The sequence below is a fragment of the Bradyrhizobium sp. 134 genome, from assembly GCF_023074155.1.
In the GTDB taxonomy this organism is placed as follows: Bacteria; Pseudomonadota; Alphaproteobacteria; order Rhizobiales; family Xanthobacteraceae; genus Bradyrhizobium.
Window position 1 is genome coordinate 1 of sequence record NZ_JADPKX010000034.1, and the last position, 14,710, is coordinate 14,710.

The following is a 14,710-nucleotide window of genomic DNA, read 5'->3' on the forward strand; positions in this document are numbered from 1 at the left end:
TTGGCAACCGGGGCCGGGACTTCGATCGCGGTCTCGCGGAAGGCGCGCTCGAGCTCGTCGAGCGAGACTTCGCCCGGACGCAGCGGACGCTCCAGGCTCTGGTCGGCCAGCACACCGGAGGTCATGTCTTTTGCAGGCGCGGCTTCAACGGCGACGGGTGCTTCCGGCACCAGCGGCGGCGCTTCGGCCACGGGAGCAGCCACGGCACCGGCCGGCATCGGCTGCGCCGAGCCTGACATAGCGGCCATGCCCTGCTCGACCATCGCTTCCAGCTTGTCGATGAGGTCGCGGTCGGTACCCTCGGGCTCGGCCTCGGTCGCCTCCAGCCCGGCCAGAATTTCCTTGATGCGGTCGATCGACGACAGGATCACCGTCACCGCCTGCCCGGTCACCGGCATGCCGTCACGGAATTTGCCCATCAGCGTCTCGCCGGCATGCGCCAGCGCTTCAAGGCGCGGCAATCCGAGGAAGCCGCACGTGCCCTTGATGGTGTGGACCAGGCGGAAGATGTTATCCAGGATCTTGGCGTTGTTCGGCTCCTGCTCGAACTTCACCAGCTGATTGTCCACGGTGTCCAGGCTCTCGCTGGTTTCCGTCAAAAACTCCCGCAACAGATCATCCATGAGCTACGCCTTACTGACCTGGATCTGGACTCGACGCCCGAGCCACGCTTGGCATGAACGGAAGTCCCCGCCTTGGATCGTTAGACATCCCCTTTCACGGTCCCGTTAATTTCATCCTCCGTGCTAATACGGATATTGAAGACAAGTTTGCCGTTCGATCGCATACGACAGCGTTTTTCGGCAAACCGGCACCACGCCGCTACGGCGAGACGCGTGAGGTGAACGTGCCGATAACAGCGGGACCAGGCGCGCGGGAAAGCCCAGCTCGTGAAGGACGATATGCGCGGTCTTCGCGGAATTGTATCGAGCCGCCTGCAATCCGGAGCGGTCCCGCCACGTTCGCTTGGTGCTTTGCCGGGATACGCAAGACTCGCATTTGCGGTAAACGAACCGTTACCCGCGTCCACTGCGGCCGGTGTTGGCGCTAACCCACGCGCGCGGCCGAGGCGAGGTCGCCATGAGGACGGTGCTCCGCCAGGCAATCGGTGATGGCGGCGAGCAGCGCGTGCGGCGTGAACGGCTTGCGCAGACACCGCGCCGCACCGAGCTCCAGCGCCATCCGGAGGAAATCGGGAGCTGGCGAATTCAGATTTGCGAACGCGTAGCCGGACATCGCAATCAGCGGAACGGCCGGCGCCCGCTCGTGAAAGATCCTGACCGATTCGAACCCGCGCATGTGCGGCATGAAGATATCGATGATCATCAGATCGAACTGCTCGTGTTCGAGCGCGCGAAGTCCGGCTTCCCCTCCTTCGGCGATCGTCACCCGAAAATCGTTGCGCTGGAGATAGACCTCGATGGCCATGCAGACCATCGGGTCGTCGTCGACGACGAGAATATGGCGCTGACCTTCTGTCCCCGCTTGAGCTTCCCGATTTGGCGATTCAATAATTGAACCGTGGCGCACGCCATGCTCCTTTGCTCGAGAAATGGACTGTTGAGAACCTGCTTGGCGGAGCGGGGAAGACGATGGACGCGAAATCTGCGGCCACGCGGCGCCAAGATTCGAAGCAATGTTTGAGGACGGTAGCCACTCGTCCGACTAATGAGGGTGCACGGATCGCCCGGCGTCCGATGGCAGTGCGGATGCAATGCTTCCGGCTCATGAAGGCCCCTTGCCGCTTTTACCTGCGCAACCCTTGCAGGCTGGCGCGCAGGCTTATGAGCGAATCAGCGTGCCATTCTCATTTCCGCCGCAAATGCACCGGCCGTCTGCCCCCCAACAGGTATACGCGGAGCAACACAACCATTATAATACACTTTGTTGCCGCGCAACTGAATGACGAATCGGACGCGGCGCAGATCACTTCGAAATGCGTGGGATCGACCATGACCGCGACCATCCTCCAAACCGATGCGCCAGCCGACAATCTGGATCTGCTGGGTTCCCGGATCGGTACCGGGGAATGGTCAGGGAATCTGCCTTGGGGGAGGGCGGCGTCGCGGCGGCGATCACGATCGGACAACTTGTCCCAATTGCCAACATATCCCGACGGGAACATGATGGAACTTGGCCGGGCGGCAAGCAGTTTCGTGTGCTGCGGCCCGCTGGTCCGGAAGACGGGAGGCTACTTTGGAAACGATGGTGCGTTCCTCCAACGGTTTCCTGTCCGCGCTGTCGGCAGACGATTACGAATTGATCCGTCCGCACCTGCGTACGGGCGACCTGCCACATGAGGCGGTGCTGGTCGAGACCGGCGAAACGCTCAAGCGCGCCTACTTTCCCCATCGCGGCGTCATCTCGCTGGTGGTGGAGCTCGCCAGGGGCGAGCACGTGCAAGTCGCCATGATCGGCCGCGACAGCCTGCTCGGAACGCTCTCGACCATGGGCGATGCCTGCGCGCTGAACACGGCCATCGTGCTGGTTCCCGGCTCCGCCTCGATGATGGATCTCGATCGGCTGCGCGTCGCGGCCGACCAGAGCGGCACTCTGCGGACGCTGCTCACGCGTCACGGGCTGGCGGTCTACGCGCAGGTGCAGCAGACCGCGGGGTGCAACGCCGCCCATCCGGTAGAGGCGCGGCTGTCGCGCTGCCTGTTGCACACCCATGACCTCTCCGGCGACTACCGGCTGCTGCTGACGCAGGAGGCGATGGCGCAGATGATCGGCGCTCGGCGGAACAGCGTGTCGCTGGTCGCCAATACCTTGCAGCAGGCGAATTTCATTCACTACAGCCGCGGACACATCCAGATCCTCAACCTGGACGGCCTGCGCCAGACGGCGTGCGAATGCTACGCCACCGTGAAGGCGCAGTATGACCGGCTGCTCGGCCCGCGCTGACTGGTGCTGCGGCGTGGTAAACCGTCCGCTAATTCCGGCCCGCAAACACGGATTGTCCTGCTACCGGAACTGAAATCCGGATGCCGTAGACACGCAACGTGCCGCGCGCGCCTGTCCCGGGCCGGCGGCAAACGAACCGTGATCAAGGCAGGCCAAACCATGTTCGAAGTCACCGCCGCGCCGGCGCAGACAGCGCTTGATGCCGAGCCCGCGCGCGAGCCGGGCGCATATCAGGCGCTGGTGCGCGAGATTGGCGAGGACGGTGCTTGCGAAGTGCGCGACGTGTTCTGGAGCGACACCTGCGCGCGCCTGCAATTGTTCCGCACGCTCGCGCTCGCGCAACATCACGGCAGGATCGCGCGCGAAGCGCATTCGCTGAAGAGCGCGGCCGGGACGTTCGGCTATGTCCGGCTCGCGGCGCTGGCGCTGCGGCTGGAGAAGACCGCGGAGAGCCTCGGCGACGCCGGATTTCGCGACCTCCTGGATCTGATGGACGCGGCCTATGCCGCCGGGCGCGCGCAGGAGCCGGAGAGCTGACGCGCTCGCTCGAAAACGCCGTAACCACTCACGCGTGCATGCCCGCCGTACTTCTACGGCTTGGGATTTTCACAGATGGCTAATCATAGGCAGCGATAGTCGCCGGAAACCAGGAGGGTTTCCATGTTCACCTACGAGACCGCGGACCAGAAAGAAGTTCGTCGCTTCCGCATCGCACAGTTCAACGGCCGGATGGCAACGGTGGCCGCTGGCGAGGAGACGGTGACCGGCTTCGTGCGCTCGGTGCTGGAGCAGGAATCGAGCATGCCGCCCCGCTGGACCATCACGATCATTCCCAACGCGCCGAAGGAAGAGCTCAAGCCGCTGCGGCCCTCGTCGCGCACGCGTCCCTTCGCCGAAGATTATTTCTGAGCACGATCGGAGCCGCGGGTTTTTCTCGAGAAATCTCTCACGCGTGGCCCTCGCCGCTGGCGGGCTGGCCGAGGCAAGAGCCTTCAGTCGATCGAATGCAGCAGCGCCGCACGGACGAGGTCCGCCGTGTTGCGCGCGCCGAGCTTGCGCATCGCCTCGGCGCGATGGCTCTCGAAGGTGCGCGGGCTGATCTGCATCCGAAGCGCACCCTGCTTGTTCGAATATCCCTCGCTGATCAGCCTCAGCACCTCGCGCTCGCGCTTGGTCAGCCGCTTCTGGCCTGACAGGCCGAGCATTTCGGCGCTCGGCAGGCGCTGCGGCTGTGGTGCGCGCGCGAGCTTCGATTCGGCGTCCTCGGCCATGGACGCGATCGGCAGGCCACCCGTGTGAGAACCGGCAAGCTGTTTGACGAGGCCACAAACCCGCTCGGTCTGCACCAGCGCATTCTCCACGACCCGCTGCAAATAGGCACGATCACCCGTCACCGGCGCGAGCTGATCACTGTGATGCTTGATCTCGCCCATGTAGAGCAGGAGCGCCGTGAGGGGACCGTTGAGCTCGCGAGCGATGGCGGCGGCCATTTCGTCGGCGGCCTTGGCGCGGGCGGCGTTCAGGCGGACGACATCGAGCTCTTCAGTTGGAGCGGCGCTGCTTTCGTACCATTCCGACGGCCGCGAATCAGTGGCCGTATCATTCTGTGACCCCATGTCACTCGTTTAGCGGAACCCCACGCGATCTGTAGTTAACTTTTTGCTCCGTAAGACTACGGTGAATTTGGCAGTTTTGTGCCGAAATCCCGGCGCAGGCACACTTTATGCTTGAGTGGCAACGCCCCTCAACAGTCTCAGGTTGCCGAAATTGCCTCAATGATGGGCTGATGACCCGAAGCCTTCTTAACGATCCGATCGGCGCCGAATACCTCCGGCGCCGGATTTTACCGATATATTAACGGCGGCTTGCTTCTCTATGTCGCAATTGAGAGCGCGCAAATGCCTCCATGCATGCAGCCGATAGGCCTGCTGGAATCGTTGCGGAAGATTGCGTGCCATGAACGAGATCGACCAGCTATCGAACTTCTTGCAGAAGCTGACGCCCCTGTCGCGCAGCTGCCTGCTCAGCGAACTCGAACGGCTCGAACTGTGCGGCATCGACATGCCGGGCTCGTCCGACCTCCAATCGCGGCTGCGCGCCGAATTTCGCAAGGACGGATCGAGCCAGGCGCGCGCCACCAGTCCCTCGCGCCATTTCTTTGCGCCGCTCGAGCTGCTTCTGATCGACGGCGCGCCCGAGCATGCCAATATGGGGCGAATCTCGCGCAACACCCTCACCCCGATCTGGGAGTGGATCTGCCGCGACCTGCTGCCGACCATGGCGCGCGACTACATCAAGGCGATCAGCGACCAGGTCGCCGCCAACAACCAGAAGGAAGTGCAAAAGATCGCATCGACCTTCCAGACCAAGGTCGTCAAGGTTCTCGAGAGCACCCTCGCATCGGCGGAGAGCACCGAGTTCGCGCGCGGCAAGCTCGCGCAATATACGGCATCGCGCACCGCCTTCGACGACGTGAAGAAGATGCAACATGTGCTGCGCGCTGGCGCCGCGCTGCCGAAGTTCAGCGAAAAGCTGCCCGAGAAGATCGCGAAATTCGACGACGGCACCGTTGATCAGATCACAGCACGATTGGACGCCTTCAAGAAGGCCCATCCCGAGGCGCTGCCGTTCGCGCTCACGCTGGTGGCCAAGCGGCTGAAGACGTTCTGGCAATTGGTGCGCCTTGCCACCAAGGCCGCCGCGAGCAAGAGCGCCGCCGATGTCGCAGCCACGCCCTATGCCTGCGTCGTTCACATGGTGCTCGACCAGCTCGACGACAGGCGCCTTGCCTTGCGCATCGCGCTCCGGCACAACCGGGTGCTGATTGCGCGCGACCTGCTCGCCGAGATCTACGACACCGAATATGCGCTCAAGGTGCGGATCGACGGCATCGAACATTGCGAATGGGGCATTCGGCTCCAGCAATTGATGGACGCGATCGCGGCGCTGGTGTCCGCCGAGGTGAGCCGCTTTCCCTCCAATGTCGGCCACATTCTCGGCTCGCGCCGGCTACGCAGCCACGACACGCTCGGCGGAAAGCTGTCCTATCTGGCCTGGAAGGGACGCGATGTGATCGAGGACGGCGCGGCCGCGTTGCGCAAGCTGATCGGCCAAACCTGATCCCGCGACTAAAGCGCGCCTGGCGCGCTTTAGCTTGTCAGTTGAGCATGATCTTGTCGGAAAACCGCTGCACACTTTTCCGGATCATGCTCAGTGCGCGCGCGGCAGGCACAGGAAGCGATCGAGAAATCGTCCTGACAGCACGAACCTGAACCACCAATACATTATTCGCCGCGACGTCATTGCTGCGATCCTCGACAGCCCACCACCGGCTGCCCAGAGCAATAGCGCACCTGCAGCAATCCGCTTGTGATGTGCTTCACATTGGCGCCAGCGCGCACCGACGCATTGTCGCAGAACCGTCACGAGCGAACCGGGAAAAATGCGCGCATGACGCGCAATTGAGGCGCTCCATTATTCAATTGGGCGAGGCGCGCGCGGCTTGGTCCAATTGCAGGACAGTGCGCGCGCATGCAGCCTTACTGCACGTCGCGAAATCTCTCGTGATTGTCGCAACCCTGCGCCCGATGCGCGGGCAGACGTAAAAACTTCTCGAACGAGACCCAGACAATTTTAGACATGATGGGTGCTTTAACGTTACCCAGATAATTCGACAATCGACTGAAGCCTTCCATATTTGAAACTGCTCACGTCGCTAACACACCGGCACGGAACGGGAGTGCTTGCGATGAACGACGAAATTGTAGAACTCGCCGAACGAAGGCCGAAGACCTTCGGACGGCGAAAGGTGAAGCCGCGCGCATGCGTCGCCGACGGCAAGCGCCATCTTCGCGCGTTTCTCGCGGAAGTGCTGGAGGATCTCGGCTTCGTCACCACCGAATGCGCCAGCGCCGAGGAGCTGCAGAGCGTGCTGACGAGCGAATTGCCCGACCTGATCCTGCTCGGCATCGCCGCCGACGGCATCGAGCCCGGCACATTTCTGGAGACGCTGGTGCGCGAGGCCTTCGACGGCAGGGTTCTGACTGTGGGTGCCCGCGAGTCGATCATCGTCAGGGCCGTGCAGCAGGTCGGCGAGGAATACGGCCTCAAGATGCTGCCGCCGCTGACCACGCCGTTTGCCGCGGAGACGCTGCGCGACCGCGTCGCGATGCTGTTGCCCGAGGAGCCGGCCCCGAGCCCGGCCGTGCATGTCGGCGAGGCCCTGCACGCCGGCTGGCTCGAGCTCTGGTACCAGCCCAAGATCGACGCGCGCACGCTGATCCGCAATAGCGCCGAGGCGCTGGTGCGGATGCGGCATCCGACCTGGGGCGTGGTGCCGCCCGCCTATTTCATCCCCGAAGAGCACGACCCGAATATGCGCGACCTCTCCGAATTCGTGATCGAGCGCGCCATGCAGGACTGGCACTATCTGCTGGAGCAGCAGAGCCCGGTCGATCTCGCGATCAACCTGCCGGCGTCATATCTGAAGGAGCCGCAGGCCGTGCGCGATCTCTGCCGCCGCATGCCGACCCATCCGGCGTTCGGCGGGCTGACGATCGAGATCGACAGCGAGGAGGCGATCCGCGACCTCGATCTCCTGGTCGAGGTCGCCCGCGAACTGCGTCTGCACAATGTCGGCCTGTCGATCGACAATCTCGGCGCCAACTGGCCATCGCTGATGGATAAGGACAAAATTCCCTTCATCAAGCTGAAGGCCGACCGGCACTTCGTCACCGGCAGCGGCACTGATCGCCTCAAGCGCACGGTGTGCCGCCACATCGTCGAGCTTTCGCATGGCTATGGCGTGCGCGCCGTCGCCGAGGGCGTCGAGAGCCGGGCCGACCTGGTCACCGCGAACGAGCTCGGCTTCGACCTCGTGCAGGGTTTTCTGTTCGGCAAGCCGATGCCGCTGAAGAAGTTTGCGCGGAGCACGCTGACGCGGACGGTGATGGGGGGCGCGTGAGGCCGCCTCAGGCAAACCGCCGCGCGAAGAACACGCAGGCGACCACCAGCGCGGTCGCCGCGATCATGCTCCAGGCGACCGGTTCGTGCAGAAGCCAGCCTGCAAGCGCGAGACCGAAGAACGGCTGGAGCTGCTGCAACTGGCCGACACGGGCAATGCCGCCGATCGCGAGCCCGCGATACCAGAAGATGAAACCGACGAACATGCTGAAGACCGAGACGTAGGCGAGCCCGATCCAGGCGGGCACACTGATGCCGCTCCATGTCGAGGGCCAGGTCCAAATCGCGACCGGCACCATGAGCGGCAGCGACAGCAGCAGCGCCCAGGAGATCACCTGCCAGCCGCCGAGCCGGCGCGACAGCGCGGCGCCTTCGGCATAGCCGAGCCCGCACAGCACGATCGCGGCGACCATCAGCAGATCGCCGGTGAGCGATGCGGTACCGTCGTTGGACAGCGCAAAGCCGGCGACCGTGGCGCTGCCGAGAATAGAGAACAGCCAGAACATCGGCTGCGGCCGCTCGCCGCCGCGCAGCACGCCGAAGATCGCGGTCGACAGAGGCAACAGCCCGATGAAGACGATCGAATGCGCCGAGGTGATGTGCTGGAGCGCGAGCGCCGTCAGCAAGGGAAAACCGACCACGACGCCGATGGCGACGATGGCGAGCGAGACGAGATCCCCACGCGCCGGCCGCGCCTGACGGAGCAGGCCGAGCACGGCCACACCGATCAGCGCCGCGATGACCGCGCGCACCGAGGTCAGGAACAGCGCGGAAAACCCGCCGACCGCCACGCGCGTCGCCGGCAGCGAGCCGCTGAAGATGATGACGCCAAGAAGCCCGTTGCCCCAGCCGCTGCCGGAAGATTGCATGCCCGTCTCGCCCTTGTCGGTGGATCCCAACTGGAGAGACCAGCCGGGGGCGGCGTGACGATTACCTGTAAGCTTTCCAACGCCCAACAACAAAAAGCGCGAAAACAACCCCATGCACAGTAGACCGGGGCTGCAAGATCAATGACTTACGCGGGGCGGAATCGTCTGACTGGGCGACACTTAATTCGCCTTGATGCCCGCTTCACTGATCAGCTTTCCCCATTTCGAGCTTTCGCTTTGGATAAAGCGGCTGAACTGCTCGGGCGAGGTCGGCGCAGGCTCTGCGCCAAGCGTCCGGATCTTCTCGACCACCGAAGGGTCCTTCAGGGCTTTTCCGAAGGCTTCGTTCAACCGGCCGACGATATCGGCTGGCGTGCCGGCCGGAGCAACCAGCCCGAACCAGCCAACGGATTCGAAACCCGCAATCCCGCTCTCGGCGAGTGTCGGCACATCGGGCAAGGACGAAAGACGCTGGGCAGACGACACACCGATGGCGTTAAGCTTGCCTTCGAGGATCAGTTGTCTCGATGCGGGGATATCCAGCACCGCGAAGGGGACATGGCCTGCGAGAACGTCGACCGTCGCCGGCGCGGTCCCGCGATAAGGGACCAGCTCCATGGCGATCCCGGTCTTCTGCGTGAACAGTGCCGCGGTCAAGTGCATGGCCGTCGAATTGCCGCCATGCCCGATCGACAATGCGCCCGGCCTGGCCTTGGCAAGCGCGATCGTTTCCGCGACCGTATGCGCCGGCACGTTCGCTGACGCAACCAGCACGAAGGGAATTTCCGCGAGCAGGGTGATCGGCGCAAGATCCTTCGGATCGAACGGCATCGACGAATTGAGATGCGGATTCACCGTCAGGCTACCTGCCGGCGCGACGCCGAGCGTATAGCCATCAGGCTTGGCCTGCGCGACCGCGGCCATGCCGATGTTGCCTCCAGCACCCGCGCGGTTCTCGATCACGAGACCCTGTTTGAGCTCGGCAGTGACCAGCGGTTCGAGCGCGCGGATGACGGTATCGGCGCTGCCGCCGGGCGGAAAGGTCACGATGATCTTGATCAATTGCTCGGGATAGGCCGCTCGGCCCGCCTCGAGCGGCAGCACGGCGAAACTCGCGGCCGTCAGCACGGCCAAAATGCGGCGGCTTGCAACGTGAAACACGTTTCCCTCCCCGGTGCGTTCTTGTTTGTGAACCACGACTTTGTAAACCACGTCCTGACGGACTTCGCCGCGAGACCGTCCGCTTCAAATCGCCTTACGCCGAAGCGCCGGTAATGCGCGTCAGCAAGCCTTGTGGGTCCGCGGGCGCGGCCTGCCCGCGCCAGGCGATGTGCTGATCGGGCCGCGCCAGCACCAGCTTCTCGGCATACGCGCCGTTCGCTTCGTCCGGCGCGATGTCGACCAGCGCGAGCGGAATGCCGCGCTGCTCTGCGGCAGACTTCAGTGGCGCCACATCGATCGCCGGATCGAACCGCAGCAAAGTGTAGCCGGCGCCGAAGGCATCGTAGAGCGATCGCCCGTCCCGCAGAAACAGGTGCGGCGCGCGAGCGCCCGGCACGGTGGAGGGCGTGAAGCTGCCCATCGCGTAGGCCGGCGGCGTCTCGCCGTCATAGGCAATGATCGGCGAGGCATCGTAATAGTAGCCGAAGTTCAATCCGGCGCAGCAATATTGCTGCACGTTGAGGTCGTAGGCCGCCCTGGCCAACGCTGCGCGCGCCGCGTGGCCGCGCGGCGTGTCGTCCTCGATCTCCGCGGAGACTCCGCCACGCTGCGCCATCATCTTCATCGCATGCTCCATGGCAAAGCGCGACACCTGTTCGGTGATGGGCTGACGCTCCGCCTCGTAGGCATCGAGGATCGAAGCCGGCGCCCACCCGTTCAGATGCGCCGCCACCTGCCAGCACAGGTCGACGGCGTCCGCAATGCCCGCATTCATGCCGTAGCCCGCATATGGCATCCACAGATGCGCGGCGTCGCCGCAGATGAAGACCCTGCGGTCGCGGAAGCGATCGGCGACAAGCCGGCGGCCGACCCAGTCCTCCTTGCTGAGGACGCGGTATTCGAAGCGCTCGTCGACGCCGAGAATGGCGCGGATGGCCCAGTGCCGATCGACCGAATCAAATTCGGGCTCGTCTGGCTTCAGGTGATTGTGGATCAGCCAGCGGTCACGACCGTCGATCGCCACCGTCGTGCCTGAGCGTCGCGGGTTGAGCGAGAGCACCATCCAGGCTGGCTTGTGCGCGCCCATCAGCTCCTTGAGCTGCGGCGCTTCGATAAAGGTCGATTGCACGCGCTGGATCACCGGCGTGCCGGACAGGTTGGCACCGATCGATTTGCGAACCAGGGAACGGCTGCCATCGCAACCGATCACAAAGGAAGCCTCGATGCGGAGCGAGCTTCCGCTGTCGAGGTCGCGCGCCAGTGCGACCACATGGTCGTCATTCTGCTCGATGTCCGTGATTTCCGTGCGCGGCAGAATAGTGATGCGCGACTGGGCGGCGGCATGGCTGAACAGGATCGGCTCGAGATAGACCTGGTTGATCCGGTGCGGCGGCTCGGGCGTCGGCCACCAGGTGTCGGGACCGCCGGTGGCGTTGTAGCGGCGTGCGCGCGAGGGAATGTCGATGCGGCACAGCTCGATGCCGGTCGCCGTGGTCCGGTAGGAGCAGTCGTTCGGGAAATCCGCGGGCAGGCCCGCGTCGCGCAGCTTTGCGGCGACGCCAAGCCGGCGGAAGATCTCCATCGAACGCGCCGAGACGTGATTGCATTTGACGCTGGGCGGATCGCCGGCATGGCGGATCTCCGCGACCACGACGTCGATCCCACGGGAGGCCAGATCCATCGCCGCGGTCAATCCGACGGGCCCGGCGCCCACCACCAGCACCTGTGTTCTCATGTTCGTTTCCGATCCGTTGGAGATCGCGGCTTCACCGTCCACGGCATGCATTTTATTGCATGCTCGCTTATGTGATAAGCCGGAAAGAACTCATCAATTCATGAGCTTTGCCTATGAACGTCACCTTGCGGCAATTGCAGGCCTTCACCGGCGTGTACCGGACGCGCAGCATCACGCGGGCCGCGCGCGAGCTGGGAATCACGCAATCGGCGGCGAGCCTATTGATCCAGCAGCTCGAAGCGCAGCTCGGCGTCAAACTGTTCGATCGCTCCACGCGTTCGGTGCAGCCGACGCTGGCTGCTGACGAGGCAGTTCACGCCGCCGAACGCATGCTGGGTGATGCGCTGGGCCTGTCGCGGCGCATGCGCGACCTGGCGCAGGCGCGCGCCGGCCGGGTCGCGTTTCTCGCCTCAGCCGGTACCGCATCGGCACTGCTGCCCTCGGTGCTCGCTAAATTCCGGGCAGGCTATCCCGACATCGAAATCGACATGCGCGACGTCGCCGCCGACGATCTCGTTCCGCGTCTGAGCGCGACGGATGCGGAGTTCGCGATCGGCAGCGTCGAGGGAGACTTCGCGGAGCTGACGATCGAGACGCTGACCCGCGGCCGCCTGAGCGCCATCGGCCGGCGCACCGCCGACTTCGCGGCACGCCGCGCGCTGACATGGGACGAGTTGGCTCAGATGCCCACGATCGCGATGCGGGGCGAGACGCGGATTCGCATGCAGATCGATCAGGCGCTGGGCACCCAGGGCAAGCACCTCAACCCAACCTATGAAGTGACGCTGATCAATACCGCACTCGCCATGACGGCGCAGGGTCTCGGCCTCGCGATCCTTCCTGCGACGATGCTGCCGGCGGATCAATTTCCGACTCTGATCGCAAAGCCGCTGATACGCCCTGCCATCACCCGCCCGGTGTCGCTGCTGCAGCGCCAGGGGCGGACGTTGTCGCCAGCCGCGCAGGCGTTTGTGGCGACGGCGCGGACGGTGCTGTCGGAGCGAGAGCCGGCAAGATCAGACTGATCTACCGAGCTTTCTGTAAGCCGTTTTGTTGTGGCGGATGATGTTGGCGGAGAGGGAGGGACTCTCCCCCGCCGGTGCGAAAACACCCGGTAAATACAAGTTTATCTGTGTTTTTGGGCGTTCCTTGAGCCGTCGGTTCTACACCGAGGGTCTACACCAATGGGAACGACCAGAATGCCGACCCCCTTCCGGCCTACCAAGGCCAGCGGCAACGAGCAGAACGTCTACTGGATCCGGAAAAAGGTGCCGAAACGGTACCGTGTCCTGGTCGGCAAGACCGAGGTCTGGAAGTCGCTGAAGACCACCGACCGCCGCACGGCCAACGCCCGGATCGTGGCCGTTTCGGAGGATCTGGAGCGCGAATGGGCACGTCTGGCGCTTGAGGCCAAGCGGGGCCCCGACGGCCGGGGCCCGGTGGCGCCCCTCACCCACCAGGACCTTTTCGCGATCCAGCGCGAGACCCACGTCCGGATCCGCGACGCTCACATCGCCGAGCCCGGCACGGGATTCGGCGCCCTGAGGTGGCTCGCCCTCACGGAGGATGTCGATGATCCGGCGGCCGAAGAGGAGGCGCTCGATCAATGGGCGCGCGACGTCCTGTCCCGCGAACTCGGTGAGCCGCCCGCGGAGGCGCAGGTCGAAAAGCTGAAGCCTCTGCTCGCCGAAGCGTGGAAGGGCGCCTACGGCGACGTCTTCCGCGCCTCGACCGGCGACTTCGAGGAGAACAAGAAACTCGGCAAACTGCCCAAGGAGAGGACGAAGCCCAAGGTCGACATCATGGAGGCCTTCGAGCTCTACTGCAGCCAGCCACGGATCAAGGGGGGCCTCGACGGGCCGACGGCCAAGCGCTGGCGGCCCGTCATCGAACACTTCATCGAATGGATCAAGCACCGGGACCTCGCGCGGGTGACGCCGCAGGACGCGGTCCGCTGGCGCGACTACATGATCTCCCAGGGCATCGCTCCCAAGGCCGTCCGCGACGTCTGGCTGGCGGCGCCGCGGTCGGTGGCCACCCACATGCTCAACGCGCTGCGGCTCGAGATCAATCCCTTCGCCGGGATCAAGGTCGAGGGCGTCAAGGCCTGGAAGGAGGACGACGAGCGGGGCTTCGATCCCGAGCAGGCACTGAAGATCCTGTCTGCGACCGTCGCGACGCCGTCGCACCTGATCTCCGCAGAGATGAGGGCGGCCAGGCGCTGGGTACCCTGGATCTGCGCCTACACCGGCGCCCGTGTCAACGAAGTCACTTCGCTGCTGCCGTCGGATGTTCAGCCTATCCTCGGCCATTTGTGCTTCGTGCTGAGACCCGAGGTCACGAAGGGCAAGCGGCTGCGCCGCGTGCCGGTCCACAAGCACCTGCTTGACCAGAAGTTCATGGACTATCTCGAACAGCGCCGAAAGCTCGGCAAGCCGTTGTTCTACGATCCGGTCCGCGCCCGCGGCGGAAAGGGAGCCAACCCCCAATGGCACAAGGTCGCCGACCGTCTGGGAGAGTGGGTGCGCATTGCGCTCAAGATCACCGACGTGCAGCCTAACCATGGCTGGCGCCACCTCTGGCGCGAGATCGTCCGCGGGACGAAGATGAAGCCGGAATTGTGCGACTACATGTGCGGACACGAAAGCAAGAGCGGGACCGGCGCACGGTACGGCAAACGCAAGGTGCCGGTGCTCGCGAAGGAGATGGCCCTCTTCCCGAGATTCAAGGTTCCTGCCTTGAGCCGGTCGCCGACGCCTCTCAAGCGCACGCGGCGCTCGCCGCAGCAGATTGCCTCGGACAAGGCAGAAAGGGCGGCTCGCCGCGCGGCCGCTTGACGGCCAGGGACGAAGCCTTGTTCGGCGAGGCGACCCGGCTCACCGAGAGCCGCCCGGCGGATGAGCGCGCAGGTCGGCAGGACGCCGAAAAGGCCGACAGGTGCCGCTCGTCGGCAAAAACGGCCGTTGCAGCAACGTAAGGCCTTGAGACCGTAGAGTGGATCTTTCGGTCTAACACCGCTGCAAGGCGCCCTTCTGCCGACGACACTGGCAAGCTCGCGCCCACGACATGGACCGCTGCA

The 14,710-nt window shown here is 64.3% G+C and carries 13 protein-coding genes; 7 read left to right on the forward strand and 6 right to left on the reverse strand.

Features of this window, described 5'->3' with window-relative positions; translation table 11 throughout:
- Positions 1-623: Hpt domain-containing protein (locus IVA75_RS09640; protein WP_247284810.1), on the reverse strand; the 623-nt coding region annotated here is incomplete at its 3' end.
- 424 nt (positions 624-1,047) lie between these two features.
- On the reverse strand, positions 1,048-1,530 hold the full coding sequence (locus tag IVA75_RS09645) for a response regulator (protein WP_247284811.1): 483 nt from the start codon (positions 1,528-1,530) through the stop codon (positions 1,048-1,050).
- 675 nt (positions 1,531-2,205) lie between these two features.
- On the opposite strand from IVA75_RS09645, the gene IVA75_RS09650 reads away from it, so the two are divergent.
- The 3 genes from IVA75_RS09650 (at position 2,206) to IVA75_RS09660 (ending at position 3,813) form a co-directional block, all read left to right on the forward strand.
- The gene (locus IVA75_RS09650) at positions 2,206-2,904 is read left to right on the forward strand and encodes a Crp/Fnr family transcriptional regulator (protein ID WP_197031102.1); all 699 of its coding nucleotides are present in this window, start codon (positions 2,206-2,208) and stop codon (positions 2,902-2,904) included.
- A 159-nt stretch (positions 2,905-3,063) separates the two neighbouring features.
- On the forward strand, positions 3,064-3,441 hold the full coding sequence (locus tag IVA75_RS09655) for an Hpt domain-containing protein (protein ID WP_247284812.1): 378 nt from the start codon (positions 3,064-3,066) through the stop codon (positions 3,439-3,441).
- Positions 3,442-3,564: 123 nt separating this feature from the next.
- Positions 3,565-3,813: a hypothetical protein gene (locus IVA75_RS09660; protein WP_027566442.1), complete on the forward strand. Its 249-nt coding sequence runs from the start codon at positions 3,565-3,567 to the stop codon at positions 3,811-3,813.
- 83 nt (positions 3,814-3,896) lie between these two features.
- On the opposite strand, the gene IVA75_RS09665 is transcribed toward IVA75_RS09660, so the two are convergent.
- On the reverse strand, positions 3,897-4,520 hold the full coding sequence (locus IVA75_RS09665) for a helix-turn-helix transcriptional regulator (protein ID WP_247284813.1): 624 nt from the start codon (positions 4,518-4,520) through the stop codon (positions 3,897-3,899).
- A gap of 340 nt (positions 4,521-4,860) precedes the next feature.
- Here IVA75_RS09665 and IVA75_RS09670 point away from each other — a divergent pair, with 340 nt between their 5' ends.
- Both IVA75_RS09670 and IVA75_RS09675 read left to right on the forward strand, forming a co-directional pair.
- Positions 4,861-6,024: a hypothetical protein gene (locus IVA75_RS09670; RefSeq protein WP_247284814.1), complete on the forward strand. Its 1,164-nt coding sequence runs from the start codon at positions 4,861-4,863 to the stop codon at positions 6,022-6,024.
- 628 nt (positions 6,025-6,652) lie between these two features.
- On the forward strand, positions 6,653-7,867 hold the full coding sequence (locus IVA75_RS09675) for an EAL domain-containing response regulator (RefSeq protein ID WP_247284815.1): 1,215 nt from the start codon (positions 6,653-6,655) through the stop codon (positions 7,865-7,867).
- A gap of 7 nt (positions 7,868-7,874) precedes the next feature.
- Here the strand turns inward: IVA75_RS09675 and IVA75_RS09680 are convergent, their stop codons facing one another.
- From IVA75_RS09680 to IVA75_RS09690, 3 genes are all read right to left on the reverse strand, one after another.
- Positions 7,875-8,735: a DMT family transporter gene (locus IVA75_RS09680; RefSeq protein ID WP_247284816.1), complete on the reverse strand. Its 861-nt coding sequence runs from the start codon at positions 8,733-8,735 to the stop codon at positions 7,875-7,877.
- A 180-nt stretch (positions 8,736-8,915) separates the two neighbouring features.
- Positions 8,916-9,896, reverse strand: a complete 981-nt coding sequence (locus tag IVA75_RS09685) for a tripartite tricarboxylate transporter substrate binding protein (RefSeq protein ID WP_247284817.1) — start codon at positions 9,894-9,896, stop codon at positions 8,916-8,918.
- A 94-nt stretch (positions 9,897-9,990) separates the two neighbouring features.
- On the reverse strand, positions 9,991-11,631 hold the full coding sequence (locus IVA75_RS09690) for an FAD-dependent oxidoreductase (RefSeq protein ID WP_247284818.1): 1,641 nt from the start codon (positions 11,629-11,631) through the stop codon (positions 9,991-9,993).
- A 113-nt stretch (positions 11,632-11,744) separates the two neighbouring features.
- On the opposite strand from IVA75_RS09690, the gene IVA75_RS09695 reads away from it, so the two are divergent.
- Together IVA75_RS09695 and IVA75_RS09700 are read left to right on the forward strand one after the other, a co-directional pair.
- Complete coding sequence (locus IVA75_RS09695; protein WP_247284819.1) at positions 11,745-12,656, forward strand: LysR family transcriptional regulator; 912 nt, start codon at positions 11,745-11,747, stop codon at positions 12,654-12,656.
- Positions 12,657-12,830: 174 nt separating this feature from the next.
- Positions 12,831-14,468: a DUF6538 domain-containing protein gene (locus IVA75_RS09700; RefSeq protein ID WP_247284820.1), complete on the forward strand. Its 1,638-nt coding sequence runs from the start codon at positions 12,831-12,833 to the stop codon at positions 14,466-14,468.
- The last annotated feature ends 242 nt before the right edge of the window (positions 14,469-14,710 follow it).

Coding starts and splice junctions, on each gene's coding strand:
- IVA75_RS09680 (WP_247284816.1), bottom strand. CDS start 8,735: ATGCAATCTTCCGGCAGCGGCTGGGGCAACGGGCTTCTTGGCGTCATC.
- IVA75_RS09690 (WP_247284818.1), bottom strand. CDS start 11,631: ATGAGAACACAGGTGCTGGTGGTGGGCGCCGGGCCCGTCGGATTGACC.
- IVA75_RS09695 (WP_247284819.1), top strand. CDS start 11,745: ATGAACGTCACCTTGCGGCAATTGCAGGCCTTCACCGGCGTGTACCGG.
- IVA75_RS09700 (WP_247284820.1), top strand. CDS start 12,831: ATGCCGACCCCCTTCCGGCCTACCAAGGCCAGCGGCAACGAGCAGAAC.
- IVA75_RS09675 (WP_247284815.1), top strand. CDS start 6,653: ATGAACGACGAAATTGTAGAACTCGCCGAACGAAGGCCGAAGACCTTC.
- IVA75_RS09660 (WP_027566442.1), top strand. CDS start 3,565: ATGTTCACCTACGAGACCGCGGACCAGAAAGAAGTTCGTCGCTTCCGC.
- IVA75_RS09670 (WP_247284814.1), top strand. CDS start 4,861: ATGAACGAGATCGACCAGCTATCGAACTTCTTGCAGAAGCTGACGCCC.
- IVA75_RS09655 (WP_247284812.1), top strand. CDS start 3,064: ATGTTCGAAGTCACCGCCGCGCCGGCGCAGACAGCGCTTGATGCCGAG.
- IVA75_RS09650 (WP_197031102.1), top strand. CDS start 2,206: ATGGTGCGTTCCTCCAACGGTTTCCTGTCCGCGCTGTCGGCAGACGAT.
- IVA75_RS09665 (WP_247284813.1), bottom strand. CDS start 4,520: ATGGGGTCACAGAATGATACGGCCACTGATTCGCGGCCGTCGGAATGG.